Genomic DNA, 26183 nt, shown 5'->3' with positions numbered 1-26183 from the left:
GGATCCTCGCATACCAAGCATCCCTGTGCGCGGCATCCTTCGCCCAAAACAATGAGAATAATTATGAAACATTTAGTTGAAAGATTTCTTCGCTACGTCACGTTCGATACTCAATCTAATCCCCACGAATCAGCTTGCCCAAGCAGCAGCGGGCAACTGGTGTTCGCTCAGCAACTTAAAAAAGAGATGATTGAGCTTGGCTTAAGCAATGTGACGTTAAGTGACAACGGCTACTTGATGGCAAAACTGCCATCTAACGTTGATTACGATGTACCTGCTATTGGCTTTATCGCGCATATGGACACTGCACCAGATGCCTCTGGTAAAAATGTAAATCCTCAGTTTATTGAGGACTATCAAGGTGGCGATATTGCACTTGGTTTGGGCGATGAAGTGTTATCACCAGTCCAATACCCAGATTTGCACGATCTTCATGGCCACAACCTGATCACGACTGATGGTACGACACTACTTGGTGCTGACAACAAAGCCGGTATTGCAGAAATTCTTTCCGCGGTTGCGATGCTGATTGAAAACCCTCAAATCCCACACGGTGATATTTGCATTGGTTTTACACCAGATGAAGAAATTGGTCGTGGTGCGGACTTGTTTGATGTTGAAAAGTTTGGTGCGAAATGGGCGTACACTATCGATGGTGGCCCTCAAGGCGAGCTAGAATACGAAAACTTTAATGCAACCAGTGCAGATGTCATTTTCCATGGCGTGAGTGTTCACCCTGGTACAGCAAAAGGCAAATTGGTTAATGCGATGAACTTGGCGGCAAAATTCCAAGTGCAAATGCCAGAAGATCAGACGCCAGAAACCACAGAAGGCTACGAAGGCTTCTTCCATCTTAAATCAGGTGAACTTGGTGTGGCTCGCAGTGAGCTAGGTTACATCATCCGTGACTTCGATCGTGAAGGTCTAGAAAGCCGTAAAGCCTTCATGCAGAAACTTGTCGATGATATGAACGCTGGGTTGAAGCATGGCTCTGTTGAGTTGAAGCTCACTGACAGCTACTACAACATGCGTGAAATGGTTGAACCATACCCGCACATTATCGACTTGGCGAAACAAGCGATGGAAGATTGTGATGTGGAACCTCTGATCAAACCAATTCGTGGCGGAACAGATGGCGCTCGTTTGTCATTTATGGGTTTACCGTGTCCAAACATCTTCACTGGCGGTTATAACTTCCACGGTATCCACGAGTTTATTTCAGTTGAGATGATGGAGAAATCGGTTCAAGTGATCGTTAAGATTGCTGAGCTAACGGCGAAGAAGCACGGTTAACATCATTTGCTGAGTAATCTCACCATTCAAATAAACAAAAGCCCAGACACGTGTCTGGGCTTTTTAATTTTGCTCGAGCGAAATGAATTCTGTACGTTTATTAGCCATCCAAGAGGTGGTTTAACGAACGCTTTTTTCTTCGATTTCACTAATTGGTAGCCAGTTCACTTCGACTCCGGCTTGGTCGAACATATCTTGGCTTACTTGAATCTTATCACCCCAACGAGATAAGAAATCTTCAGACTGTTCCGGGCAACTCACGCGAGCGATACCTGTCTGAATGATCTTTGCCGCACAGTTTGGGCAAGGGAAGTGCGTTACCCAGATATCACATCCATCTAAGTCGCGCTTTGAAAACAAAATCGCGTTCTCTTCTGCGTGCAGTGTTTTTAAGTATTTCAGTTCACGTTCATCCGTATCCACACTGTCAGAAACACCATGTGGGTAGCCGTTGAAGCCAACAGAAACAATGCGGTTTTGTTTTGTGATAACCGCACCTACCTGTGTCGATGGATCTTTACTCCAAGATGCCACCAGCTCAGCCATTTGGTAAAAACGTTTCTCCCATTTAGAAATCATACTCATCCTCTCGGTCGAAAGCTTTGAATTATCTGCATGATAACGCATTCTGTTTAAAAAAATAGTCAAAACATGTCTAGCGATCATGAAGATTCTATTTTCCTATGTAGACTTTGATTTCCAAGTGATGATGACGCCATATTCTCATTGCTTACTTCACATCAATTTTCAGCGTGATTCGTGTACATGATCGCAACAAATTTACCTGTTGATTACGATGTTTGCGAGTCGTTTCATCGGCTTACACTTTGATACACTTTCCCCGGTTTCTCTTGAAGTTTTCGGACAAAGCACCCTGTAAGGTTAGGGTATTGTCAAACGAATCCTGTTCTATAAAGACGGTATATACATGCAAAAGAAACCACTCGTCGCACTAATGGCGGCAACAGCTATCCTCGCGGGATGCGGAGAAGCAAACAATGCCCAGAAGGGGGCGCAAGCTCCTCTTGTTGTGACTCAAGATGTCACAATTATCGACTACCAACCGAGTAAGTCTTACATCGGTCGCATTGAAGCAGTAGAAGATACGAATATTACGGCACAAGTCTCCGGCTACCTTGAAGCTCGCCATTTTGACGAAGGTCAGATGGTAGAGAAAGGGCAGTTGTTGTACTCCATCGAGCCTTCTTCTTTTGAAGCGCAAGTGGCGAGTGCAAAAGCAGCGCTAGCTCAGGCAAAAGCGGCGCTTAAGAAAGCAGAGCTCGACCACCAACGTGGTAAAAACTTGTTGCCACGTGGCAGTATTTCCCAATCAGAGTTCGATGCGTTGACGGCGACGTTACTTGGCGCGCGAGCAGAGCTTGAAGCAGCAAACGCTCAGCTTAAGCTTGCGGAAGTAAACCTTTCTTACACTCAAATTCGTGCTCCATTTAGCGGTCGCATCAGTGACAGTAAAGTAAGTACTGGTGATCTGCTTTCACCATCTTCTGGCATTTTGACGACATTAGTTAGCTTAGACCCAGTGCATACCTCATTCAGCGTGAGTGAACGTGAACGTTTAAACCTTGGTATGGACGGTATTAAAGGCGACGGTAGTGCAGAGTCGAGTGGCGTTGAGGTTCAGCTTGAACTGGAAAACGGAGAGTACTTCGAACATCTAGGTCAATTGGACTTTTTAGGTAATCGGATTAATACGCAAACCGGTACGATCGCGATGCGCGCAGTGGTACCAAACCCTGAGCAAAAGCTACTTCCTGGCCAGCACATTAAAGTGAACCTTCGCGATAAGAATGCAAAAGACGTCATCGTGATTCCTCGTCGTGCAGTGCAAACGGACCTAGAAGGTGACTTTGCCATGGTGATGGCAGAAGGCAATGTTGCGGAGCGCCGTAACGTTGAACTTGGTGCGCAAGTAGAGCAGGGTATCATCATCAAAGAAGGTTTGAACAAGGACGACACTGTGATTACACAAGGTCTACAACGTGTACGCAACGGTGTAGAAGTGCGTATTCAATCACCTGCTGAACAGAAACAGTAGGAGGCGTCATGTTAAGTCGTTTCTTTATTCAAAGACCGAAATTCGCACTGGTTATTTCGATCATCTTGACGTTGGCAGGTGCCATCTCATTAGCGATCTTGCCTGTTGCTGAATATCCTAAAATCAGTCCACCATCGGTGAGCGTGACAGCATTTTATACGGGTGCAAGTGCTGAGGTTGTGGAGCAGGCGATAGCCGACCCAATAGAAACCTCCGTGAACGGCGTTGAAAACATGATTTACATGTCTTCAAAGAGTGCTAACGATGGTTCTTACAGCCTAAACGTCACCTTCGATGTGGGTACTGATCCAGACATGGCGCAGGTTAACGTGCAAAACCGTGTATCGCAGATTGAGTCAAAACTGCCTCAAGAAGTACGCATGGTAGGCGTAACGGTGAAAAAGCGTTCTCCTGACTTGTTGATGGTTTTGAACTTCTACTCACCTGACGGTAAGTACGATGACAAGTTCCTTATCAACTACATCAATCTGAACGTAAAAGACCAACTGGCGCGTGTTAAGGGCATCAGTGAAGTTAACGTTATCGGTGGTGGTGAATACGCGATGCGTGTTTGGTTAGATCCAGAAAAAATGGCTAACCTGAACCTCACAACAACTGATGTGTACTCGGCGTTGGCAGAGCAGAACGTACAGGTAGCGGCCGGTCGTATTGGTGCTGCGCCATACAACAACCCTCAAGAAGTTCAGTTTAACTTGGTGACCAAAGGTCGTCTTGAGAGCGTGAGCGAGTTTGAGGATGTAGTACTTCGTGCAAACCCAGATGGTTCTACTGTATACCTAAAAGACGTCGCTCGCGTTGAGCTTGGTAAGAAGTTCTATGATGGTAACGGTAAGTTCCGTGGTCAAGATGCTTCTATCGTCGCGTTGTCACTACAATCAGACGCAAACGCATTGGAAAGTGGGCAAGCGGTCATGGACTTGCTTGAACGTTTGAGCACGAATTTCCCTGAAGGCATGGCTTACGAAACCAGTTATGACACAACCGTGTTCGTTGCTGAGTCGATCAAGGGCGTAGTGAAAACGCTGATTGAAGCGATCTTGTTGGTAATTGCAGTTACTTACCTGTTCCTTGGTAGTGCGCGCGCAACCTTAATTCCTGTTGTTGCGATTCCAGTATCCCTTATCGGCACATTCGCTATCATGCAGGCGACGGGTTTTACCATCAACACGGTAACCCTATTCGGTTTGATCCTCGCCATCGGTATCGTGGTAGATGACGCGATTCTAGTTATCGAAAACGTCGATACCACTATGGCGAAAGACCCAACCATTTCACCACGCAAAGCCACTTTGCTGGCGATGAAAGAAGTAACGGGGCCAATCATTACCTCGACCTTGGTTCTATTGGCGGTATTCCTACCAGTAGCCATGCTTCCGGGGATTACCGGCATCATGTACCGTCAGTTCGCATTGACGATCTGTATCTCGGTAGTTATCTCGTCTATTAACGCATTAACGCTGTCTCCAGCACTATGTTCGCTGGTATTGAAGCAGGGTGGTGGTAACACGGCAAACTGGTTCCAAGCGTTCAACCGTGGTCTAGAGCGTGTAACAGCGCGCTACGGTCAGATCGCTGGCTTCTTGGTCAAGAAGTCTATGTTGCTGATTGCTTTCTTCTTCGTCGCGGTTGCCGCAGTAACTTTCTTCGCGAAAACAACGTCTACGGCGTTTGTACCTCAAGAAGATAAAGGCATTTTGTTGGTGAACGTGCAACTTCCGGACTCTGCGTCACTTTCTCGTACCGAAGAAGTGACCAATGAACTGATGAAGATGGTTGAGCAAGAACCGGGTGTTGATGGCGTGACGGTTGCGAATGGTTACTCATTCATGACGGGTGCCGCAGCATCAAATGGTGCGTCTCTGTTTATCAAACTGCATGATTGGGATACGCGTAACTCACTTGACGGTGAACATGCTGCTAACGCAATTGCAAACCGCATCAACGGTCGTGCTGCGATGGAACTGCCGCAAGCGATAGTATTTGCGATGGGACCTCCTGCCGTTCCGGGTATGGGCGCAGCCTCAGGCTTTGAATTTGTACTTGAGGACACGTTAGGTCGTAGCCGTACTGATTTGTCGATGGTAATGGGTGAAATGATTCAGGCGGCTAACCAAGCTCCAGAAATCGCATATACCTTCAGTACCTTCCGTGCAAATGTACCGCATTACTATGTCGATATTGACCGTGAGAAAGCACAACAGTTAGGTATTCCACTGTCGTCAATCTTCCAAACATTGCAAGGTAACCTTGGTTCGCTATACGTGAACGACTTCACCATGTTCGGTAAGAACTTCCGTGTGACCATGCAAGCAGACAGTGAACACCGCAGCAGTATGGAAGATCTTGAGCGTTTCCACGTTCGTTCTTCGAGCGGCGATATGGTGCCACTGAGTACATTAGTGAGCTACGAACAGGTGTTTGAGCCGGATGTTGCATGGCGTTATAACATGTACCGCAGTGCCATCATCCAAGGTCAACCTGCTCCGGGTTATTCAAGTGGTGACGCGATTGCAGCAATGGAACGTGTTGCGGCTGAAGTTCTGCCACAAGGTTACACCTACGAGTGGACGGGTATGGCGTATCAAGAAGTCTTGGCTGGTAACCAAGCGATTTACGCGTTCGCATTGGCATTGATCTTTATCTACTTGTTCATGGTGGCGCAGTACGAGAGTTGGAGTATTCCTTTAGCGATCATCCTAGTGGTGCCAGTGGCAACGTTGGGTTCCTTCCTCGCATTGAACTTAACCGGAACGCCACTCAACTTGTACGCTCAGATAGGTCTCGTCCTGCTCATAGCGCTCGCGGCGAAGAACGCAATCCTAATTGTGGAATTCGCCAAGCAAGAGCGTGAAGAAAAAGATGTGGATATCGACAGTGCAGCAGTACAAGGGGGTAAGCTTCGTTTCCGTGCTGTTAACATGACGTCTTGGTCGTTCATCTTGGGTATTTTCCCATTGATCTTCGCCGCTGGTGCGGGTCATGTGAGTCAGAACTCATTGGGTATTTCCCTAATTGGTGGTCTGCTGTGTGTGCTCCTAGCAGGTACTTTCCTGATTCCGGGCTTCTACGCTCTGGTACAGAGAAAACGTGAGAAGATCCACGGTGGTAATACCAAACTGGTTCCTTTAGATGATGAATAAGCACTAAGTAACTTTAAATAGAAAAGCCCGAAGCATGAGAGTGCTTCGGGCTTTTTGTTGGTACTCATTTAAACCGAGTAAGTGAACTTGGGCTACGCGCTGCGAGTTTTAAATTCCGCAACCGCTTCGTCCATGTCATGGGCTTGAGCAGAGACAGAGTCGACTTCATGCAGACACTCTTGTGCGGATTGCATGTTGTTTTCTGAAATCACGTTCAATTCAGTAATCGAGTCGCTCACCTGATTCATCACGATGCCTTGCTCTTCAATTGCTGATGCGATGCGTTCAGAGTTGCCTTGAATTGCATGCATGTCTGCAATGATTTGCTGAAGGCTTGAATCCAGCTTCTCCGATGCTTGTAGGGTTTGCTGACCCTGATCGTTACATTGGTCGATATCAGATACGACCATCGACATTTGTGACTGAATGTCTGATACCACGCGAGTGATCTCTTCTGTCGATTGATGAGTACGACTTGCGAGTGCGCGTACTTCATCCGCCACGACGGCAAAGCCACGACCTTGCTCGCCGGCACGTGCTGCTTCAATTGCTGCGTTTAGCGCGAGTAGGTTAGTTTGCTCTGCAATATCTTGGATGATGTTTACTGCACCGCCAATTTTCGCTACATGTTCGTTTAAAGAGCCAATTGATTGCTGGCTGTTCGAGAGAATACCAGTTAATTGACCGACATTTGTTACTGTGGTTTCAACAACGGTACGACCTTGCTCCGCATTGTTTGCAGCTTGGTGAACGCCTTCTACTGCCACAGAAGTACTTTCAGAGATTTCACCAATCGTGGCGACCATTTGCTGAACTGCTGTTGCCATTGATGAGGTATGGTCTGCCTGAGTGTGGAACTGTTCCATCACACCTTCTAGTTCGCGATGCATGTTGTCAGTACTTGCTGATAGCTGTGCTGACTTCTCTTGTGTGCCGTGAATCAGGTGCTCAAGCTTATCCAACAGATCGTTTAAGTGGTGGCTGATGTCCGCCAGTTCATCTTTACCTGCCAACTCTGAACGTAAACCCATGTTATTACTTTCACTGATGTTCTTTATGGTCGCAAGCAGGCTACTAACGCGTGCATTGATTGAGCGTGAGATTTGCGAAATCAGAGCTAAGATAATAATAAATACTACCGCAGTGATAACTTGTTTCACCATGGTGTTTTGACTATCACGTTCGGTCGCTGCATTACTCAACGCAGATGAGAAGGTCTTAAATTGTTCTTCAACTGTGTGTGATAGGGCACGAGTGTCACCCAGTAGACCTTTGTTGTACGCGACTCCAATCGTCTGTCTCTGCGTCGCAAGTTGGCGCGCATTTTCGATTAATGAAGGAACATACAAACCTTGCAACAGACCTTCGTCCATTTGTCCGGCTTTAACTCGTTGCGCGAACTTAGTCAGTGCCATTACTTGTTGGTGGTTTGCATTTTGCTCGGCTTCAGATAAAGCCTGTTCAAAGCTCGCTAATAGACCACTATTTGCATCGAGACCATAGCGTTCGTAAGCAGCAACTAATTTTTGAAATCCTTTTTGGTAAGCCAGTAAATCTTGCTTGAATTGATGACTAGAAGGAAGTTCATAAAGGTTGAGAATGCCAGCCAATTCTTGTTCGATACCCAAAAATTTGTCGACGTTAGCATTGAATTTATCGAGGTATTTGATGTTGCTGCGTAACAAGAAGTCTTTTTCATTACGGCGCAGGTTAAGGAGACGAATTTCGAGATCGCCAACCAATTTGATTGCATGGTTGAGCTCTTGGCTTTGGTTAGCGAAGTGTGACGAGGTACCCAATAGGGTCACAATGCCAAGAATGGCAATTACTCCTAGGGAGTAGAGCTTGTGCCTAATAGTCATATAGTTTGTCCTGAAGAATTGACTAAGTTAAGAAACCCAAAGAGGCTTCCAATGGCTAGCTCTGACGTTTGTTAGTACAGCACTTTCTGGCGTTGCTGTTTTTTTGTCGCTTGCTTGGTTTTGCTATCAAGTCTGCGACGTTGTGAAGCGCGAGTTGGTTTCGTTTTAATACGCTTCTTTTCCTGTCGGCTGGCAGATTGTATCAACGCTTGTAATCTATTTAGTGCGTCTTCTTTGTTCTGCTCTTGCGTCCGAAACTGCTGAGCTTTAATGATGATCACCCCTTCTTTTGAAATCCTACTATCCGAAAGGGCGAGGAGTCGCTCTTTATAGAATTCCGGCAGTGTGGAATGACGTACATCAAAGCGCAGATGTATTGCGGACGATACCTTATTAACGTTCTGCCCACCATTTCCTTGAGCCCGGATAGGCAATAATTGGACTTCCCAATCTTGAATTGTGACGGAGTTCGAAATTTTGAGCATGATTACTAAATGCCAATAAGGAATGTGACGATGGCTGATAAATTACCATCAGAGATGTACAAATAGAAGAATTGACATGAACACAATAGATTTAAGCCCCTATAAAGGGTTAATTTTCGATATGGACGGCACCTTGATTGATACGATGCCAGCGCACTTAGCTGCATGGCAAGCGACAGCAGACCGTTTCGAGTTCCCTTTTAATCAAGAGTGGTTGCATAGTTTAGGGGGCATGCCAAGCTTCAAAATTGTTGGCGAAGTGAATCGTCAACACGGTTTATCTCTCGACCCAAAAGTTGTTTCTCGTTTCAAAATGGACACGTTTGCAGAAATGGAACAACACGGTGAAATTATTTCATGCACGAATACGGTTTTGGACCAACATCTTGGTAATAAGAAGATTGCTGTTGGAACAGGCAGTCAACGTGATAGCGCACTGCGTCTGTTAGCAAAAGCGGGCATTCTGAAGAAGTTAAATGCTGTTGTTACGGCAACGGATGTAGAAAATCACAAACCTTTCCCAGATACGTTTCTTATGGCAGCCGAACAGCTTGGTTTGTCTGCACAAGAGTGTGTGGTGTTTGAAGATACCGAGTTAGGAAAAAAAGCCGCTCATGCCGCAGGAATGGATTGTGTGATGGTCGAGGGTAATGAGCTAGTATTTTATCCAAAATCTTAACTTAATAAGTTAATTGTCATTTAAAAGACCACGATATTATCGTGGTCTTTTTGTATAACCTCAGTGAATTTATATAATTCTCATAATGAGAATGTGAATATTTATTGTGAAATTAATCAAATTATCAATCTAATTATAAAGTATTAATAATCTACACTCGCTATAGTTATTTATTCCTTTTACTAAATTATTTTTACAGGAAAGGATCATGACACGCTCTCAAAATGTTTATGTAATTTCTTCTGACTCAGATTGGTCAGGGTTAGTTATTGCTGGTTTATCTCATTCTTTTAAAAACTACACTTTTTACACTGAGAAAACTGTCAATAATATATGGAATTTAAAAAATACTGATATTGTTATTTATGATCGCCTTACTTTAGGTAATCCATCATTGCACTTAATCTCACCACTTTCGCGTGGCGGCGCTTGGTTGCTTGCCAATGCGAGTAAGCAAGACTTAGAGGGAGTTCAAGGGCTTATATCTCTGGGTTGGGGTGGGTTACTAGAGAATGACTTTACCTTAGAACTGCTTCACAAATCCGTCCGAATGGTGGCTTCTGGTCAGTTATGGTTTAGTCGAGAAGCCATGTCTTCTTCATTAAAGAATATTGTGAGGGGACAAGTTCATAGTTCTTCATCTGCGGAAGTTCTAGGTGCTAAATACGAACTTTCTACTAAAGAACAGAAAGTATTTATGTATTTAGTTCAAGGTTATTCAAATAAAGAAATAGCAGGTCAACTGAGTGTAAGTTTAAGCACGGTAAAAACACATGTCTCCCATATATTATCTAAAACAGGAAAGCAAAGCCGTTCTCAGTTAGGATCTTTAATGGTTGAGTGATTTTTGATCTAGTTCAAATTAATTATTTGGTTGTCCTTTACTCATCCTTTTATGTGGTTCTTTTGGTCAGATGACCGATAGGAAAAAAGTTAATAAGGCGTACATTTAACTCGTCTACTTAATTCAACTTTTGGTCTATACCGCAGGAAAAAATGTAAAGGAGAACAATCATGAAACGTTTAGCAGGTTTTGCAGCAATGGCGTTGCTTGTATCGGCTGGTGCAGTTGCGAATCCATGGGTCGTTGGGTCTGACGAAGGTCGCGCAGACTTTTACGTTAAATTCAAAGGTGAAGTGCCTAAGCGTTGTGAAATGATGACTTACGGCAACTTGGATGTCATCAATTTCGACTTAACTAAGTCATCTGATACAAAAGAATTTGGCTTTAAGACGTGGTGCAACTCATACGGTACGAAAGGTATCGTCCAAGTTGACCCATTTGGTTTTACCAACAGCAATGAAGATGAAATTCCAATGGAGTACAGCTTCAATGGTGAAACTAAGCTAAAAGACAAAGGGATTGACACTACCGTTGCTCGTATCCATCAAGTGGTTGAAATTAGTAACAACCTAGATAAAACGATGACTGATGAGCACAAACTTTCAATTACCTCTAAACCTCAAGCTGGTGCGCGTTGGGGTGAATACAGCGGCGCGATGTATGTGACTCTATTCCACATGTAGGAAGGAATGCGCTGAGGGAGGTCCCGTCCATCCCTCAGCCATTATGTTGTATGAAAACACTTCGAATATTATTTCTCATCTTGATTTACATGCCAGCACAAGTGTTGGCTTTTGAGCTTTTCCCAATGGTGCAATTTCTTTCCGATTCAGGGAAAGAGACAACGGTATTTTTCAAGGTAACCAATACCTCTCTTGCACCTTTGCCTATCGAGGTGACTGGCGTTAAGCGATTAGTTGAATTCAACAACGAAGAGTCGCTTCTTGAAACCGATGACTTGATGATCTTTCCACCGCAAGTACTTATTCAGCCGGGGAAATCTCAGACCATTAAGGTGCAATACATTGGCGCACCCAAGGGTGTAGCAGAATCCTATCGTTTGATCGTGAGCCAATTGCCACTCAAAGCGGATGAAGTTGAGAAAGATGCCATACAAATGTTGTTCCGAATCGGAGCGCTTGTGTTTGTCTCTCCACAAGATGCGCAAGACCAATATTCCAGCGAAATCACTGTATCCAATGACAACAAGCCAAATCTGAAAATTAGCAATACAGGTTCAAGTGTTATTGAGTTAAACAAACACACTTACTCGGTTGATTGGCAAGGTCAAACGAAGCGTTGGGATTGGGATCAACTAGAGCCGGTTCTACCGATGCAATATCTCGTGCCAAACCAGAAAGTTCAGGTGAACGTCGAGTCACTTCTTGTGAACTAACGACACCCAGTTTTCATAACGTCGCTGACATACACGGAAGGTTACAATGTGGCGCGCATTCGTCGTATCGATCGCTGTCCTTATTTCTGGGGCTGTATGGGGAAGCTCTTACAGCCTCTCCTTACCCCTTGTGTATGAACAAAATCAGCTTGGCGAACTCCCTGTTGAAATAAACGGCATGGCTCTTGAGCGAGTGTCTGTCGATGCCCTCCAAGATTTGCTCGGAACGCGCGTGAGTCCGGAATGGTGGTCGCAGTTTTTTGGTTCAGAGCCGTCAACATTCGTTGATATCGAAACACTCGCTGAGCGAGGTATCGAGGTGACACTTAATACTGAATCCTTGTTTATTGACGTTCGGCTCTCGGCACAAATTCTTAGCGAACAAGACATTACTTTGTCGTCTGGCTATCCCGATTTTATTCCCTCTGAAAGTGGCTCGATAAACTGGTTAAACAGTTTTAGCTTCGCCTATAACAATTATTGGCAAGAGGATGTTGAGACTTGGGACACGTCGCTGGATTGGTTGTCACAAGGCAATATCGGTGGTGCCAGTGGTGTGAATTTTCTTTTAGCCAATTATCTTGAAGCGGATAACGAAACCACAAAGTTTTCTCGAGGTGAGTGGATTGCTTTCTATGATGATCCAAACTTACCGATGCGTGCTTCCACAGGGGATGTTATCAGCGGTGAATCCGGACATATTTATGGTATGTCCTTGGGTGGTTTTTCTATTGAAAGTCGATACGCTGACTTACAACCGGATCGTGAGACAAGCCCTGAGAGTAGCCAACAACTTGTTCTGCTCGAATCCGCTGAAGTGGAAGTTTATGTCAACGGTGAACGAATTTCTGGTGGGCGATTGGAGCCGGGACGTTACAACCTCAAGAATCTGATCTTAGATAACGGTGCTAACGATATTACGGTTGTCGTCAACTATGTTTCTGGTAAGCAAGACGTATTGCGCTTTACTCAATTTTACAACGCTAAGCTGTTGAAAAAAGGTCTGATTGATTACTCGTTTTCCGTTGGGCAGCCAATCATCTATGACAACCGTCAAGTAGAATACGAAGAGGAGTGGGTAGCGACAGGTTACTTAGAATATGGTGTCACTGACTGGTTAACCGCAGGTGCAAACGGCTTATATGCTCAAGATGGTTCGATATTTGGGGCTCTGACTACTTTCAAAAGCGGTGTAGGGAATGTGACTGCCCGTTATTCGCTAAGCTCTGCAAGTTCGGGAGAAGACGGTTGGATAGCTTCCCTTGATTATGAAAACAGCATTTTTGGAAGTGGGGAAAGCCAATCTCCCAACCTACGTTTTGCGATTGAAAAATCGGATGATTTTCAAAACAAACCTTGGAAAGAATCCCAAGAAGGCAACTCATATACACAATATCTCGCAAATTACTTTTGGCAGATAAACAGTAAATTTGATCTGACATTAACAGGACGCCTGACTCAGCTCCCTCCTGATGACGATGAGTTACGTGGTTCGGTCTTGCTAAATTGGCGACATGGTGGTTTTACGGTAGGGGTTGGCAGCGAATACGAAGAATCCGAGCGTTATAACGAACCGGATATGCGTTTCTTGTTTACCTTTGAATACAATTGGTATTCGGATGAGCATGGAAATCGTATAGGCCTCTCTTACAACAGTGAGAATGAACGGAGCCGAGCGTATTTTAGTAATGAAGGTTTGAACTACGTTGGTGACTATGGCGTAAGAATCGAAGCTGAGCAGGACGAATTTCGTGATACCCAACGAGCTCAATTGAGTTACACCGCAAATCGTTTTAGAGCAGAGTCCGAAGTAAGCCGTGATGTAGTGAGAAAAGAAGATACCGAGCAATACCAAGCTTCACTGCGCCTAGCGACTGCAGTTGGTATGGTTGACGGTGATTGGGGGTGGGGACGTGCGACCAGTGGTCCTTTTGTTGTGGCAGAAATGCACCCGACGTTGGGTGAAGCGACTGCGAACCTAGATGTAGACTCCCAAGGAAGACCAACCGCAATAGCGACAAAGCATCTTAATGGTCTTGTTTCGATCTCCCAGCCTTATGCTCGCTATGCGATGGATTATAACGTGATGGATTCTCCCGTTGGTTATGACTGGGGAGGTGGCAAACTTGAGCTAATGCCGGCGGCGGCCACCGGATATTTGTTGACGATAGGTTCCGATGCGTCATATACGGCGAGTGGTTATTTGAAGCGTCTTAGCGGTGAACCTATCGAGTACCGACAAGGGCGTGTGTTGGTTGATGATGAACAAATTGAGTTTTTTACCAACAAGCAAGGACGATTCTTCATTCAAGGTCTACGTCCTGGCATATATACACTTGAGCTTTATGGACTACAGACTAGCCCTGTCGTTATCTCGATTCCTGAGTCTGATACGAGCTTAATCGATTTAGGTGAAATCACAGTAATGCCGAACAATGACAAATAATTTAGCGCATTGTACTGGTAAAGGAAAAGGAGAATAGGATGAAAACAGTTAATCGCAGTGATGTCTTAACATTCGCAACCGTGCTATTTCTTACTGCTTTTGCTTCACCGTTGTTGGCGAATGATGCCAGCGAAGCGCTGTGTGAGGGGACATTTAGGGTAAGCATCAATGATACACCTTATAAACCTCATGTGACGCAACCTGATACCTTGTGGTTTCAAGGCAAAATAGAGTTAGATAGCCAACTAGTTAACTGTATGAGCGGCATTGTCATCAAGCCTTCAAATGGTTGGCAGCAGGTTGTTTCTGGCCCTCAAGGTAAGATCAATTCGACCGTCCTTAACACGCAAAGAAAAAGCCTAAATAGAACCCCTCAAGGAGACTTTTTACTACCAAGTCGTGGTAGTAAGCAGGTCGATTTTTGGGTGCAAGTGCCCGAAGGAAAAACCATGCAACCGGGCAATTATCGGGCAGATTTTGAATTTTCGTTACTTGGCAAGCAAGTTGAAGTTGGTGTGAGGAATGCAGGGCTCGACTACACGATAAAGCCATTCGTACGAGCACGCATAGAGGCAAATTCAAGTTCCAATGTGTCTGTTTCTGGGGCAAGAGTAACGGTGGATATGGGGAATTTAACCAAGCAAAACCGAAGGGATTTGGACATTGTCGTGGTGAGCAACGCTTCCGTAAAACTTGAGCTCGACTCGTTGAATCATGGGCACCTTGTCAATACTAGGAAACCGAGTCATAAAGTTCCGTACACCACATTTTTGCAAGGTCAGACTCTTGGGTTGGATAGTCCGGTGTTTTTAAATACTCACCGTGGGAACCAAACTCGCTTCAATATGGCTTTTGAAAATAAGGCAGTGCCAGGTGCTGCTGCAGGGTTATATGAAGATGAGATGACCATTAGTTTGATTGCCTACTGACTAACGTAAGTTGAGACGAATAAAAACGCCGCAATTGATGCGGCGTTTTTTTGTTCTTGCTGAGGATTATTGGATGTCCAATAGCTCCACATCAAAGATCAGTACACTTGCTGGTGGGATAGGGCCAGTACCGTTTTTACCGTAACCAAGTGTGCTTGGCACGAACAGGCGGATTTTCTCGCCCACAACCATGTATTGCAGACCTTCTTGCCAGCCTTTAATCACCTGATTTAGACCGAATGTGATCGGCTCACCACGTTCTACTGAACTATCGAAAACCGTACCATCGATAAGCGTGCCATGGTAGTGAACTTTCACTTTGCTAGTTGCAGTTGGATGAACGTCGCCCGTTCCTTTCTCAAGAACAAGGTATTGCAGACCACTCTCTGTGGTAATCACACCTTCTTTCTTGCTGTTTTCTAGCAGGAACTCTTGCCCTTTTGCAAAGTTTTCGTCTGCCGCTTTGTGGTTTGTCCAAGTACGGTAGATAAAGAATGCCGCTAGGACGAAAATAATAAGAGGAAACAGAAATTTAGACACAGTAGCTCCTTGTCTTATTTTGGTTGTTTTAGCAGGTAGTTGATAGTGTCAGCCATTGCTTCAACGGTCTCGTGGCCACCAGTGATTACTTGGTATTTACCATTTACGATGAAGGCAGGAACTGAGTTGATTTGACCACGAGTCGTGATCTCTTCTGCTTTAGTAATATATTCAAACAGTTTCGCTTGTTGTGCGTCGTCTAGCTGGTAAGGGCTTACTAGGTTACGAGACTCAAAAGCTTTCTCTACCGCAGCTTGGCGCTCATCGGCAGTTGCATCTGCACCCATTTGAACGGCAGCAAACAGTTCTTCCATAAACGCTTTGTCCGGAGTGCCGTTAACTTGCATTGCCGCTGTATAGAAAATGATCGCGCTGATTTGCGCACTTTCGTTAAAGGTAACGTGCATCTTCTCAACTTTCTGTTCTGTCAACGATTCAATTTGAGGAACGAACTGCTCCATCGTACGACAATGACCACAGGTGAGAGAAAACGCTTCAGTTACTGGTGCTAAGTTGTATTCAGCAAGAGAAACTGGCAGAACTTCGTATTGCTTGCCTTGTTGTGGCTGACTATTGCCGTTGTCACAAGCTGTTAGGGCAAAAACTGCGGCAAAAAGTGCAGCGCCTTTAGAAATGGTTTTGAACATGGGTAAGGCTCTAAATAGTAAAATTGGTGCTAGTTTATCGGTTAACGGTATCGACGAAAACCATTAATACGGCTTGTTACACTAAAGTGAGACAATCGAAGAAAGTTTAGACAAAACATGGCAATGACGTTGTGTTTAGTGCGCTCAGCTATTGAAAATTCGTGAAGTGAAACGCCATTAAGCGACAGTTTAGTTAACGAGATTTTCTTTGCTCTCTTATCTACCAAATAATGTTTGATAAAAATGAATGCCCAACTTAAATCGTTGGCATGAACTGTGCTTGTGTATTGAAGAAAATATGGTAATAGGCACTAAAGTTTGGGCGATTTAAGCCGACACAGTGAACAGGAATTCATTCTACGTTGGTAACGGTATGAAGCATTGGTTTTTAGTGGCATGCGGTCTATTAGCCGGGTGCACGAGTATTAATTCAGATATGGTTCCGGGCGGTAATATTCTCGATACTGCCCCGAGAACTAACTCAGAGCTAAGACATCCAGAGTGGGGTTACGCGAAATCTTACGTGTCAACTCCACGTTATGTTGCTCAGACTCCGAGTACAGCTGGAAAAAAGTCACAGGGCGTGACGTCACTGGAGATGTTTTTAAATAGACATCATATCGCCCATGAAACCATCAGTGGCGACCACCTTATGGTGCGTTTGAAAGAACAAGTGCATTTCCAAACGGGCTCTGCGAGATTATCATCGCAATCTCAAGACTGGATCCGCAATCTTGGACATTATCTTGCCGGGCGTACTGATGTTGATGTGGTGATAGACGGTCATACAGACAGTACAGGCGCAGAGAGTTTTAATGATTCGTTATCGGAAAAGCGTGCTCGTGAGGTAGAAAAGCAGCTACTTGCAACCAGCTTGCCTCGTCAAAGAGTGTTCTCTCGTGGCTTTGGCGAATATGTGCCGCAGTGCAGTAATACCACAGCAAGCGGTAAGGCATGTAATCGTCGAGTGGAACTGATGCTGATTGTCGATCAGTAAGCGCCCATATCATTGAATTGAGATAAAAGAAAAGAGGCACCGTATGGTGCCTCTTTTGCATCCGCCAATGTTCTTAGGGGGAACTAGGCAAATTCTTTTTCAATGTAAGCGACGATGTCTGAAGACTCGTAAAGCCATTGCGTCTCGCCATCTTTTTCAATACGCAGACAAGGTACTTTTACACGACCGCCACCTTGTTCAAGTGCTTCGCGATGTACTGGGTCGTTTTTCGCATCACGTAATTCAATGTTCACGGATTGACGTTTCATAGCACGTCGAACTTTTACGCAGAAAGGACAAGCTTCAAATTGGTACAGTGCGTAGTTTTTGGCTTTATCATCAACGCTTTTCTGTGCTTCTGCCGAACGTTTAACGCCACGGGGAGAGAATACTGCATTGAGAAGTAGAATGATTTTTCCCAAAATCCAACGGATAAACTTCATAATGATCCCTTGATGTTCAGTGGATGAGTGTCCTTGTATGTCATGCAACGAACTTACGTAACGAAGTCGTTGAGCGTAGAAAGCCGTTGCATGAAAGGGCGTAGTCTATCAGGTGTTTGGTTTTGACAAAACCATGTATTTTATGAGGAAAAAAGACGTTTTACCCAACCAAATAGCCCGCTTGCTTTTACTGGGTTAGCTTCTTTACCAAGATAGAAACTCTGCACTAAGTAGACACGTTCGAGTCAGTTATAATTTCACCAGATTTTGGCAAGTGGCGACAAACTGGCGGCAGACGTTAGAAAATATGACGAAGTAAACTATACGTTGTTGAGTGGGTTGAGCGTGATGGCATCAGTTAAGTGATCTGGCGCGAAATGCGCATAACGCATGGTCATTTTTATATCTGCATGCCCTAGTACATCTCGAAGTATTAGTATATTACCTCCGTTCATCATGAAATGACTGGCGAATGTATGGCGGAGTATGCGTGATGCTTGACCTTTAGGAATGCTAACTCCTAATTTGTTTTTTAGAATATAACAAAAAGGTGTATAGCACTCTTCAAATAATGGTCCAGAAGTGGGTTTGTTGGTCTCCTTATAGAGCTCTTCTGATATTGGAACTGTGCGGTTTTTCTTTGTTTTTGTTTTGGTGAACGTTACTTTGAACTGGGAAACCTGTGATCCTCTTAGTTGAGCAGCTTCATTCCAACGAGCTCCAGTAGAGAGGCAGAGTTTGATGATCTTAATCATGTCTGCGCGTTTGTGGTGTTCAGTATAAGTCAGTAACTTCACAATTTGCTCATGTGTGAGAAATGCCATCTCATGTTCTGATTCTTTAAATGGTTTCACATTTTCTATTGGGTTGGGTAATTTCCATTCTCCTAGTTCAATAAGTTTATTGAATACCGCTTTAAAACGACCGAGTTCGTAATTTACCGTATCTTTGGCTGAAAGAGGATAAATCTGTTTGGCTATTAGTACCGGCTGCTTTCTGTCTTGCTCTATTTGCATGGTTATTGTCTTTACATCCCACTGCAGCAGGTAGGGTCTACGCAGCATATGGTGGTGTTTACATTTTCGTGGCTATCTTATGGTCGTGGGTCGTAGATGGTATTCGTCCTAGCTTATGGGACATAGTCGGTATTTGTGTAGTGATGCTAGAAATGGCAATCATCATGTTTGCGCCAAGAGCTACATAACGAAGCGTTTAAACAGATTCGCAACGCTCGGCATTTTTGGTTTGATTCGACTTTAGTATTTACGGCACAATGGTTTAGGTAGATGGCATCGTTATTCACTACTTAACACGGTGTTATGTGAATAGGGAAAGGAGAACGAAGAATGATGGAATCCAATGTTTTTGAACGCACTAACAACGGAGAGCAGGAAATAAGCTCTCGGCTGTATAATTTTACGATTGGAGCGGTACTGTGTTGGGGCTTTTGGATTAATTGGTTAATGGTTGGGAATATCCCGGTAGAGTCAATTGCCGCTATTAATCCTTGGGTCTTTTTCATCGGCTATTTTGCGAGCTGCTTCTTTGGGGTTTACTTGTTCAGTAAATCTTCGAATCCATTGGTTAGTTTTGTTGGCTATAACTTTGTAGTTGTACCTTTTGGATTAATCATCAACTTGGTGGTATCACGCTATGACCCATCCTTGGTCTTAAGTGCGATTAAGGTTACAGGTCTAGTGACTGGCATGATGATGCTACTAGGAACAATTTTCCCTGCTTTTTTCCAAAGAATCGCTGGTGTATTAACTATTGCATTAGTTGTTGTACTTGTGGTTGAGCTCTTTCAAATATTTATCCTTGGGATCCACCAAGAATGGATAGACTGGGCTGTCGTTATCCTTTTTTGTGGTTATATCGGCTATGATTGGGGGCGAGCAAATCAAATTCCCAAAACAATGGACAATGCAGTAGATAGCGCAGCCGCTCTATACATGGATATCATTAATCTATTCTTGAGAATACTAAGAATTATGGGGCGCAAATAGAGTCCGCATAACAAATGGTTTAAGAGTGATTCGGCACTCGTGGCATTTTTACTATACGTTGGGTTTAGTGGGTAAGGTATATGCTGTGGCTTATGGATTGCGCTGCTCACATCTTCGAATGACGTTATGTGCTTTGCGGCATATATCACAAACTATGAAACAGATGAGAGTAAAATTCCTCGGAAAATACCTTACAAAATAGTTTTTTCATGAAGTTCAATAGGTTACTTTTCATCGCTTGTTGTTTTGTCTCCAGCTCAGCCATTGCTTCCACCAGTACCTTAGAGTGCATATATAAAAAGTATGCAGACCCAGAGGGCGTTAGACCAAAATCTGCAAAGGATTAGTGATGAAAAGTTTTAAATTAATTTGTGGGTTGCTTTTGTTTATTAGCATTGCAGCATGTTCGCCTTTTGAAGTATTTCAAGATATGGACAATAAAGAAGAGCAGTTTAATGAGTTAAGCCTCCAGAAGCTTGGTGCTAAGGCTGAGACTAGTTGGAATATCCAAAATGGACAATTAACTAGTATTACAGTTATTTACCGTGCTAACTCGTTAAATGATGTGACAGTAAGTAATCTAGGAAATGAAGTAGAATCAATGGTTAAGAGCATTTATGGCGACGGATCGTATGCGATAAGTATTGCAATTAACTTAGGTGATGAATAAATTTTTAACAACGTTGTTTATCATTAACAGAGGAAATGAAATGGATTGGTATTTGGCGGTCTTAAAGAAGTATGCAGTTTTTAATGGAAGGGCTAGACGAAAGGAATACTGGATGTTTTTTTTGTTTAATCTCATTTTTTCTTTTGTTTTAGGGTTTATTGATGGGATCTTAGGTACAGTATTTATCGGTACTATTTACGGGCTAGTTGTTTTAATTCCAGGTATAGCTGTGACGGTTCGTAGGTTGCACGATATCGGGCGAACAGGCTGGTGGGTGTTAATTGGATTAATCCCGTTAATTGGATTAATCGTGCTTATCGTATTTGCAGTAACTGACGGAAATAAAGGAAGTAATGAGTACGGGTCCAACCCGAAGGATCTGGCTGATACATTTGCCTAATAATTGGCTTAAGAGTGGTTCGCAACGCACGGCATTTTTGCTATGCGTTGCTCACACCCTAACAAGATGTATGTGCCTTCAGGTTAGAGCACATACTCGAAGTCATTCCAGTTGAAGTCGGCTTATTTGATACACTTGACGACATACAAAATCTAGTTCGACTCAAAGGAAGCTATGAAAGTCATTTCAAAGAATGACATCGATCAGTATATCGGTGTGGATATCGAGCCAACAGATTGGTTTGTTGTAAATCAAGACCAAATTAATCAATTTGCAGATTGTACCTTAGACCATCAATTTATCCATACGGATCCGGTTAAAGCACAAGGTACAGTGTTCAAGTCTACAATTGCGCACGGTTTATTATCTCTGTCTATGCTCCCATATTTTGCAGAGAGTTTTGGGTACCATTTGGAGGGGGCTAGACTCGCTCTCAATTATGGCTTTGATAAGGTGCGTTTTATCCACCCGGTAAAAGTAAATAGCCGCATTCGAGCTCATGCCAAATTGGTTGCTGTAGAAGAAAGGAACCCAGGACAGTATGTATTTAGTACAGAAGTGGTTATTGAAATTGAAGGTGAAACAAAACCTGCGTTGAGCGCTGTATGGTTAGCTATGCAGATCGTTCCTTAGTGGCAAGGTATTAAGAGTATAACAAACTGCTTGAGGGTAATTCGCAACGCGTGGCGTTACTGTGTGTTAGTTCTAATGGTATGCGGCGACTTCGGTATTGCGTTGCTCAGCCCTTCACAGGGAGTTAGGGCTATCCAGAGATTGGAGTAAAAGATTGAAGACAAATTATATCCTTATTGATTTTGAAAATGTGCAGCCTAAAAACTTATCCTTACTTGAAGGGCATCCTTTTAAGGTGATAGTTTTTGTTGGTGCAAATCAAACAAAGGTTCCTTTTGATGTTGCGACGGCTATGCAAAATTTAGGTTCTAGTGCCCAATACATCAAAATCGATGGAAATGGACCAAATGCTCTTGATTTCCACATTGCTTATTATATTGGCAGTATATCTGCCGTAGATAAGGATTGTTTCTTTCACATTGTTTCTAAAGATTCGGGTTTTGACCCATTAATCAAACACCTTAAGTCTAAAAAGGTGCTCGCTAATCGCGTCAAAGATGTTTCAGAGATACAAGTGTTGAAAATTTCAAATACTAAATCCGATTCAGAGAGAATAAGTGCAGTTACGGAGTACCTGATAAGCCGAGGTGTTTCTAAGCCGAGAGCAGTTAAAACTCTATCAAATTCAATTCGCCAGTTGTTTATGAAGCAGCTAGAAGAAAAAGAAGTAGACCATTTGGTAGAACTTTTAGTTGAGGCAAAAGTAGTTTCAGTCAATGGGACTAAAGTTAGTTACAATCTACCGAAATAGCCCTAACAATCTGTTTAAGAGTGATTCGCAACGCTTGGCATTTTTGCTATGCGTTGCGTTTAGTGCTTTAGGTGGTATGCGGCGACTTTTGTATTGCGTTGCCCACACCTTAACAGGGCGCTATGTGCAAGTTCAATGATAAGAGGTCGCGCACTTGAATTATGAATTCCCAGAGGAATTGGATTTTTTTGAAAGAGGCTTCGGTTGGTCTGAAGAGTACAGTCATGATGAAGGACAATTCTCATTTATAATGCAGTACGATAATGGAGATAGCTTAATCTTTACTCATTCACCATTTTGTAACTGTTCAGTGAGTGTGAAATTGGTTCAAGATGAAGTGGTTGTTTTTGACGTATTTAAAGAAAATGTTTCTTCGATTGCTTTCCAAGCATGGGGAGCAGAACAGGTTATAAGAGTTTATTTCTCCAAAGACACTGAAAATAATGACTTTCTTGTGTATTTTAACCCTAAACCAAGACTACGGTACTCCGAGCTTTGAGTTTGCACAAAACAATCTGTTCAAGAGGGATTCACAACGCGTGGCATTATTGCTACGCGTTGCGTTTTGTGTTTAAGGTTGCATGCGGGAGCTTCTGTATAGCGTGCTCATTCCTTAACGGGGTGTTATGTGGTGTATGAAAATGCATGAATATTGCAAATTAAAAAGCAGAATAAAAGACATCCTAATTGAGCGAGGATACAAAGAAGTAAAACCTGATACCTACATAGACTACTGTGGTTCAATGCACAGTATTTAGGCCTCAGGCAATTATAGGTTTATGATCCAGTGGGATGGTGAAGAAGGTTTCGGCTCGGTTGAATACTGGGAACATGATAGTTGGAAATTGTTAGAACCGATAGTTCCCGAAGGTTTCAAAGAAGCCTTTGACAGCAATCTTGAAGCTCTGTGTATTAGTGTTCAACGCCACCTTTGAGTCACCACATTACAAGGTGTTTAAGACGGATTCCCAACACTTTGCGTTTTCGGTTTGATTCATCTTTAGTGTCTACGGCACAATGCTTTAGGTCAGGTGTTAGCGTTGCTCACACCTTAACAGGGCGCTATGTACTTGAGGGGATATGAAAGTTTCTGAATTACAGGAAGTATTTCTGGCTGAGCTGGGCTCTCTTCTTCCTGAGTGGAAGTATGTTAATTCACAGCGCACTTTTAAGTTAAAGTCTGGTAACTTCAATTGGCATTTGCATATCAGTTGTATTAATCGTGCGTCAGGTTTTGATGCGACAGCTGATGTTGCGGTCGAATTTCTGGATAAAAAGAAGAAGTTGATAATTGTTGGGGCTGAGCTTGGAAACATAGAGGGTGCTGGGCAACGACGCTTTCCAGTGATTTCGTATGACGATGCTGTTGGTTCTGCTCGTAGATTGAAGCTCTGCTTCGATGCCGTTGGTTTACCTTTCCTTAATTTATATAGTGATCCAAAAGTAGTTCTATTGTCACTTAAAAAAGGTGGTAAAGATGCTATGTTAATCAGTCCTTTGCCAAATTTACACGACCAGCAAATTGAAATATTAAGTCAATATATTGAAGAGTGTACACAGCAAAGCGTTTAAGACATATTCGCAACGCTCGGCGACTTTGGTTTCAAGTGGCTTTTGTGTTTATGGCGCAATAATTCAGCTTAGGTGGTAAGCATTGCTCACTACTTAACGCAGCATTATATATCTCTATTACATGGAGTAATTAATTTGAGTTGGAATCTTACTATCTGGCGGTGGAGGTCAGATTTAGACACGATGGCTAAGCGGCGGAAGTTCAAAATGAGAACAATCGCAGCGGCGTTGCTAAATACTGGCTGCCACAATGCAGTAGATGAATGTGACTTCAGTGAGTTTCTAGAAGAAATAAATGACCTTTTCGGACTAGATGAGTTGGGTCGCCCATTTGTTCTTGAAAATTATAGAGACTACATCGTGTTTAATTATAGTTCAGATGTAAGGTTTACTCTTGTGCCTCAATTAGGGGCTATTGCGCAAAAACACGGTTTCAATGCTGTCGAGGGATAATACATAATAAAGCGTTTAAGATGGATTCCCAACGCTCGGCATTTTCGGTTTGATTCGGATTTAGTGTATGACGTACCATGGCTTAAGTGTGGTGGTCTGCGTTGTTCTCCACGTAACACGGCTAGCTTTCTCAAGGAGATTTTGTGGAACAGTTCGGTATTACTTATTTCGACTTAGCACTATTAATTCTATGTCCGATCGGCGGAGTAATGGGAAGTTTTGCATTTGCAATAATGGATTCTATTGATCCGTTGAATTCACCTAAAGATGAAGTAAGCTTGATCTTCGCATCTGCTCAATTGCAGGAAAAGCGAGGTGTTTGGCTTGGCTTACGCTGTACACTGGGTTTTATTTTAGGTGTAGTTGTATCACTATATTTTCTTGGTTCAATTCAACCTAACATTGCAACTGTAGCTAAGATTATGGCGTTATCAATTGTTGCCGGCTATGCGGCTCCTAAAGTATGGGCAGCACACGAAATTATAGTTGAAGCCAAGATTAAACAGTTAATGACCGAAAACGAGAAAAGCTAACAAATTGTTTATGAGCGATTCGCAACGCGTGGCATTTTGACTATGCGTTGGTTTAGGTGATTAAGGTGTTATGCGGCGGCATCGGTATAGCGTTGTTCACACCTTAATAGGGCGCTATGCGCTTAAGGTTATATGAAAGAACTATTAGAAAGAATTCAAACAGAGTTTGATGAATCAGAAGGTAATATTCGCATCGTTGATGCTGATTGGTATGCGGACGGTCTTAGGATTAGCCTTTCAGTCTTGATGCATAATGAGGCTGAACCTGAACTTTGGGAAGTGCAGTGTATTGGTGTCGTTGAAGAGTCTATATGCTCTGCTGAAGAAGAGTTACTCTCTATATCTAAGAACTCTCCTCTTTTAATTCCATACCAAGAAGTAGAAATTGACCTGTTTTTTTCGGGAAACTCATGCAGCCCAGAGTCACTTCTTGGTGTTCTTTTTAGCGCCTGTGTGGAGATAATGGGAAAAGCGGAATACTTAGTCCGGTTCTTGAATCAAAAGCCAACTGTAAATGGGATCGTGAAAACTAAATTTGGTACTTTAGGTCGCTTCCCCAAATCATTGGCTGACAAAATTACTCAAGAGCTAAGTGCACTGCCAATAAATATCAAGCCCATTGAGGCAGTTCCTCCAAAACATTGGACAGGATCAGAACTCATAAGTTACCCAAGCTTGTCTGTTTTTGAGTTAGGTAATTCTTACGTTATAGCAGAAAGCTTTGCCGCAGTACGTGCATAACAAAGCATTTAAGAGTGATTCCCAACGCTTGGTATTTTCACTTCATCGCTGGGTCTTTTGTTTAAGATGGGGGTTTGCTGCTGCATCGGTACTGCGTTGCTCTCACCTTAAAAAGGTGTTATACACCCAATCTTAAAGTGCACTGCAATTGTTGTCTTGCCAAACTTGCTCACGAGCTTTCATGCTTTCTATCATGTAGTTATTTTCTTCAAGTTTCTGGTTTGTTTGAGAAAAAAATTGTGTAACGGCTGTCTCTTGAACTTGGTGAAATAACTCTTCTCCTGCATCAAGGTTTTCTAAATCAGCAATAATAAGGCGCCAGTAATAAGATGTTTTCCTATTTGTTAGGTCGGCAGCTACCCAACAAAATGTGTCTTGCTTCAGCTCTCTAAGGTGTTCACGAGTTCCTGCAAGCGTGCTACAACTAAACAATAAAAAACATACAAGCATTAAGTTCTTCATTCGTGAACTTCCTGTTCTACCGAGGTTTTGTGGAAAACGGTGATGATAGCAGTGGGAATAATTGGGCACAAATAGTACTCGAATGATTATGTAGTATTAAATGAAAAATAAAATTTTGGATTTAGGTGTATAACAAACTGTTTAAGGTTGTATGTGGGAACTTCGGTATTACTTTGCTCACCCT

27 protein-coding genes and 2 pseudogenes are annotated in these 26183 nt (G+C 43.3%); 21 read left to right on the top strand and 8 right to left on the bottom strand.

All coding sequences use genetic code 11. The features are described from left to right. Window positions 1-63 precede the first annotated feature (63 nt). On the top strand, window positions 64-1293 hold the full coding sequence (gene pepT / locus OH463_RS22610; protein ID WP_005453643.1) for a peptidase T: 1230 nt from the start codon (window positions 64-66) through the stop codon (window positions 1291-1293). Window positions 1294-1413: 120 nt separating this feature from the next. Here pepT and OH463_RS22605 read toward each other — a convergent pair whose 3' ends face one another. After that, window positions 1414-1872 (bottom strand): dCMP deaminase family protein, encoded by a 459-nt coding sequence (locus OH463_RS22605; protein WP_005453645.1) that lies wholly within the window; start codon window positions 1870-1872, stop codon window positions 1414-1416. Between the two features lie 349 nt (window positions 1873-2221). Here OH463_RS22605 and vmeY point away from each other — a divergent pair, with 349 nt between their 5' ends. Both vmeY and vmeZ read left to right on the top strand, forming a co-directional pair. Then, window positions 2222-3349 carry a multidrug efflux RND transporter periplasmic adaptor subunit VmeY gene (gene vmeY, locus OH463_RS22600; protein ID WP_005453651.1) on the top strand — a complete coding sequence of 376 codons (1128 nt, stop codon included), beginning with the start codon at window positions 2222-2224 and terminating at the stop codon, window positions 3347-3349. Between the two features lie 8 nt (window positions 3350-3357). Then, entirely contained in the window at window positions 3358-6510 is a 3153-nt protein-coding gene (vmeZ, locus tag OH463_RS22595; protein WP_005453652.1) for a multidrug efflux RND transporter permease subunit VmeZ, read from the top strand. Between the two features lie 92 nt (window positions 6511-6602). Here the strand turns inward: vmeZ and OH463_RS22590 are convergent, their stop codons facing one another. Together OH463_RS22590 and arfB are read right to left on the bottom strand one after the other, a co-directional pair. Beyond that, window positions 6603-8372, bottom strand: coding sequence for a methyl-accepting chemotaxis protein (locus tag OH463_RS22590; protein WP_017819301.1), 1770 nt, complete (start codon window positions 8370-8372; stop codon window positions 6603-6605). Window positions 8373-8443: 71 nt separating this feature from the next. Then, entirely contained in the window at window positions 8444-8857 is a 414-nt protein-coding gene (gene arfB / locus OH463_RS22585) for an alternative ribosome rescue aminoacyl-tRNA hydrolase ArfB (protein ID WP_005453654.1), read from the bottom strand. Window positions 8858-8933: 76 nt separating this feature from the next. Here arfB and OH463_RS22580 point away from each other — a divergent pair, with 76 nt between their 5' ends. The 6 genes from OH463_RS22580 (at window position 8934) to OH463_RS22555 (ending at window position 15151) form a co-directional block, all read left to right on the top strand. Continuing rightward, the gene (locus OH463_RS22580; protein ID WP_005453655.1) at window positions 8934-9536 is read left to right on the top strand and encodes a beta-phosphoglucomutase family hydrolase; all 603 of its coding nucleotides are present in this window, start codon (window positions 8934-8936) and stop codon (window positions 9534-9536) included. Window positions 9537-9744: 208 nt separating this feature from the next. Then, window positions 9745-10380: a helix-turn-helix transcriptional regulator gene (locus OH463_RS22575; protein ID WP_005453657.1), complete on the top strand. Its 636-nt coding sequence runs from the start codon at window positions 9745-9747 to the stop codon at window positions 10378-10380. A 170-nt stretch (window positions 10381-10550) separates the two neighbouring features. Continuing rightward, complete coding sequence (locus OH463_RS22570) at window positions 10551-11063, top strand: hypothetical protein (protein ID WP_005453662.1); 513 nt, start codon at window positions 10551-10553, stop codon at window positions 11061-11063. Window positions 11064-11113: 50 nt separating this feature from the next. After that, entirely contained in the window at window positions 11114-11776 is a 663-nt protein-coding gene (locus OH463_RS22565; protein ID WP_050935871.1) for a fimbrial biogenesis chaperone, read from the top strand. 46 nt (window positions 11777-11822) lie between these two features. Then, complete coding sequence (locus OH463_RS22560; RefSeq protein ID WP_269992737.1) at window positions 11823-14222, top strand: fimbria/pilus outer membrane usher protein; 2400 nt, start codon at window positions 11823-11825, stop codon at window positions 14220-14222. 38 nt (window positions 14223-14260) lie between these two features. Continuing rightward, window positions 14261-15151, top strand: coding sequence for a hypothetical protein (locus OH463_RS22555; RefSeq protein WP_269992735.1), 891 nt, complete (start codon window positions 14261-14263; stop codon window positions 15149-15151). A 66-nt stretch (window positions 15152-15217) separates the two neighbouring features. Here OH463_RS22555 and OH463_RS22550 read toward each other — a convergent pair whose 3' ends face one another. Together OH463_RS22550 and OH463_RS22545 are read right to left on the bottom strand one after the other, a co-directional pair. Continuing rightward, window positions 15218-15691 (bottom strand): FKBP-type peptidyl-prolyl cis-trans isomerase, encoded by a 474-nt coding sequence (locus OH463_RS22550; protein ID WP_005453668.1) that lies wholly within the window; start codon window positions 15689-15691, stop codon window positions 15218-15220. A 14-nt stretch (window positions 15692-15705) separates the two neighbouring features. Further along, entirely contained in the window at window positions 15706-16338 is a 633-nt protein-coding gene (locus OH463_RS22545) for a thiol:disulfide interchange protein DsbA/DsbL (protein WP_005453670.1), read from the bottom strand. Between the two features lie 373 nt (window positions 16339-16711). Here OH463_RS22545 and OH463_RS22540 point away from each other — a divergent pair, with 373 nt between their 5' ends. Then, a complete protein-coding gene (locus OH463_RS22540) occupies window positions 16712-17335 on the top strand; it encodes an OmpA family protein (protein ID WP_017188748.1) in 624 nt (207 codons plus the stop codon). 83 nt (window positions 17336-17418) lie between these two features. On the opposite strand, the gene OH463_RS22535 is transcribed toward OH463_RS22540, so the two are convergent. Both OH463_RS22535 and OH463_RS22530 read right to left on the bottom strand, forming a co-directional pair. Further along, window positions 17419-17778: a glutaredoxin family protein gene (locus OH463_RS22535; protein WP_017819296.1), complete on the bottom strand. Its 360-nt coding sequence runs from the start codon at window positions 17776-17778 to the stop codon at window positions 17419-17421. A gap of 320 nt (window positions 17779-18098) precedes the next feature. Continuing rightward, window positions 18099-18722, bottom strand: a pseudogene (locus OH463_RS22530) (phage integrase); the annotation flags it as partial. Between OH463_RS22530 and OH463_RS22525 the strand changes: the two are divergent. The 11 genes and pseudogenes from OH463_RS22525 to OH463_RS22455 form a co-directional block, all read left to right on the top strand. Next, a pseudogene (locus OH463_RS22525) lies at window positions 18716-18982 on the top strand (YnfA family protein); the annotation flags it as partial. The pseudogenes OH463_RS22530 and OH463_RS22525 sit on opposite strands and share 7 nt — an antisense overlap. Window positions 18983-19124: 142 nt before the next feature. Beyond that, window positions 19125-19784, top strand: a complete 660-nt coding sequence (locus tag OH463_RS22520) for a Bax inhibitor-1 family protein (protein WP_050933277.1) — start codon at window positions 19125-19127, stop codon at window positions 19782-19784. 349 nt (window positions 19785-20133) lie between these two features. Then, window positions 20134-20454 (top strand): hypothetical protein, encoded by a 321-nt coding sequence (locus tag OH463_RS22510; RefSeq protein ID WP_269992733.1) that lies wholly within the window; start codon window positions 20134-20136, stop codon window positions 20452-20454. Between the two features lie 40 nt (window positions 20455-20494). After that, window positions 20495-20854 carry a DUF805 domain-containing protein gene (locus OH463_RS22505; protein WP_050934903.1) on the top strand — a complete coding sequence of 120 codons (360 nt, stop codon included), beginning with the start codon at window positions 20495-20497 and terminating at the stop codon, window positions 20852-20854. Between the two features lie 174 nt (window positions 20855-21028). Next, complete coding sequence (locus OH463_RS22500) at window positions 21029-21487, top strand: MaoC family dehydratase (protein ID WP_050934902.1); 459 nt, start codon at window positions 21029-21031, stop codon at window positions 21485-21487. Between the two features lie 154 nt (window positions 21488-21641). After that, window positions 21642-22238, top strand: coding sequence for a PIN domain-containing protein (locus OH463_RS22490; RefSeq protein WP_050933640.1), 597 nt, complete (start codon window positions 21642-21644; stop codon window positions 22236-22238). 154 nt (window positions 22239-22392) lie between these two features. Next, window positions 22393-22737 carry a hypothetical protein gene (locus OH463_RS22480; protein WP_050933641.1) on the top strand — a complete coding sequence of 115 codons (345 nt, stop codon included), beginning with the start codon at window positions 22393-22395 and terminating at the stop codon, window positions 22735-22737. A 581-nt stretch (window positions 22738-23318) separates the two neighbouring features. Beyond that, window positions 23319-23810 (top strand): hypothetical protein, encoded by a 492-nt coding sequence (locus tag OH463_RS22470; RefSeq protein ID WP_172581414.1) that lies wholly within the window; start codon window positions 23319-23321, stop codon window positions 23808-23810. Between the two features lie 207 nt (window positions 23811-24017). Then, window positions 24018-24263 (top strand): hypothetical protein, encoded by a 246-nt coding sequence (locus OH463_RS22465; RefSeq protein WP_139817842.1) that lies wholly within the window; start codon window positions 24018-24020, stop codon window positions 24261-24263. Window positions 24264-24406: 143 nt separating this feature from the next. Continuing rightward, the gene (locus OH463_RS22460) at window positions 24407-24796 is read left to right on the top strand and encodes a hypothetical protein (RefSeq protein WP_101960213.1); all 390 of its coding nucleotides are present in this window, start codon (window positions 24407-24409) and stop codon (window positions 24794-24796) included. 132 nt (window positions 24797-24928) lie between these two features. Then, window positions 24929-25537, top strand: a complete 609-nt coding sequence (locus OH463_RS22455) for a hypothetical protein (protein ID WP_269992720.1) — start codon at window positions 24929-24931, stop codon at window positions 25535-25537. A gap of 132 nt (window positions 25538-25669) precedes the next feature. On the opposite strand, the gene OH463_RS22450 is transcribed toward OH463_RS22455, so the two are convergent. Continuing rightward, window positions 25670-25999, bottom strand: a complete 330-nt coding sequence (locus tag OH463_RS22450) for a hypothetical protein (RefSeq protein WP_050936908.1) — start codon at window positions 25997-25999, stop codon at window positions 25670-25672. Window positions 26000-26183 lie beyond the last annotated feature (184 nt).

This window comes from Vibrio sp. NFR (assembly GCF_027587095.1).
Taxonomy (GTDB): domain Bacteria; phylum Pseudomonadota; class Gammaproteobacteria; order Enterobacterales; family Vibrionaceae; genus Vibrio; species Vibrio harveyi.
This window is presented reverse-complemented; position numbering and strand designations above follow the sequence as displayed.

Coding starts and splice junctions, on each gene's coding strand:
- OH463_RS22590 (WP_017819301.1), bottom strand. CDS start 8,372: ATGACTATTAGGCACAAGCTCTACTCCCTAGGAGTAATTGCCATTCTT.
- vmeY (WP_005453651.1), top strand. CDS start 2,222: ATGCAAAAGAAACCACTCGTCGCACTAATGGCGGCAACAGCTATCCTC.
- OH463_RS22535 (WP_017819296.1), bottom strand. CDS start 17,778: ATGAAGTTTATCCGTTGGATTTTGGGAAAAATCATTCTACTTCTCAAT.
- OH463_RS22450 (WP_050936908.1), bottom strand. CDS start 25,999: ATGAAGAACTTAATGCTTGTATGTTTTTTATTGTTTAGTTGTAGCACG.
- OH463_RS22560 (WP_269992737.1), top strand. CDS start 11,823: ATGTGGCGCGCATTCGTCGTATCGATCGCTGTCCTTATTTCTGGGGCT.
- OH463_RS22605 (WP_005453645.1), bottom strand. CDS start 1,872: ATGATTTCTAAATGGGAGAAACGTTTTTACCAAATGGCTGAGCTGGTG.
- OH463_RS22500 (WP_050934902.1), top strand. CDS start 21,029: ATGAAAGTCATTTCAAAGAATGACATCGATCAGTATATCGGTGTGGAT.
- OH463_RS22580 (WP_005453655.1), top strand. CDS start 8,934: ATGAACACAATAGATTTAAGCCCCTATAAAGGGTTAATTTTCGATATG.
- OH463_RS22540 (WP_017188748.1), top strand. CDS start 16,712: ATGAAGCATTGGTTTTTAGTGGCATGCGGTCTATTAGCCGGGTGCACG.
- OH463_RS22510 (WP_269992733.1), top strand. CDS start 20,134: ATGAAAAGTTTTAAATTAATTTGTGGGTTGCTTTTGTTTATTAGCATT.
- OH463_RS22555 (WP_269992735.1), top strand. CDS start 14,261: ATGAAAACAGTTAATCGCAGTGATGTCTTAACATTCGCAACCGTGCTA.
- OH463_RS22570 (WP_005453662.1), top strand. CDS start 10,551: ATGAAACGTTTAGCAGGTTTTGCAGCAATGGCGTTGCTTGTATCGGCT.
- OH463_RS22545 (WP_005453670.1), bottom strand. CDS start 16,338: ATGTTCAAAACCATTTCTAAAGGCGCTGCACTTTTTGCCGCAGTTTTT.
- arfB (WP_005453654.1), bottom strand. CDS start 8,857: ATGCTCAAAATTTCGAACTCCGTCACAATTCAAGATTGGGAAGTCCAA.
- OH463_RS22455 (WP_269992720.1), top strand. CDS start 24,929: ATGAAAGAACTATTAGAAAGAATTCAAACAGAGTTTGATGAATCAGAA.
- OH463_RS22505 (WP_050934903.1), top strand. CDS start 20,495: ATGGATTGGTATTTGGCGGTCTTAAAGAAGTATGCAGTTTTTAATGGA.
- pepT (WP_005453643.1), top strand. CDS start 64: ATGAAACATTTAGTTGAAAGATTTCTTCGCTACGTCACGTTCGATACT.
- OH463_RS22565 (WP_050935871.1), top strand. CDS start 11,114: ATGAAAACACTTCGAATATTATTTCTCATCTTGATTTACATGCCAGCA.
- OH463_RS22470 (WP_172581414.1), top strand. CDS start 23,319: ATGAAAGTTTCTGAATTACAGGAAGTATTTCTGGCTGAGCTGGGCTCT.
- OH463_RS22465 (WP_139817842.1), top strand. CDS start 24,018: ATGAGAACAATCGCAGCGGCGTTGCTAAATACTGGCTGCCACAATGCA.
- OH463_RS22575 (WP_005453657.1), top strand. CDS start 9,745: ATGACACGCTCTCAAAATGTTTATGTAATTTCTTCTGACTCAGATTGG.
- vmeZ (WP_005453652.1), top strand. CDS start 3,358: ATGTTAAGTCGTTTCTTTATTCAAAGACCGAAATTCGCACTGGTTATT.
- OH463_RS22520 (WP_050933277.1), top strand. CDS start 19,125: ATGATGGAATCCAATGTTTTTGAACGCACTAACAACGGAGAGCAGGAA.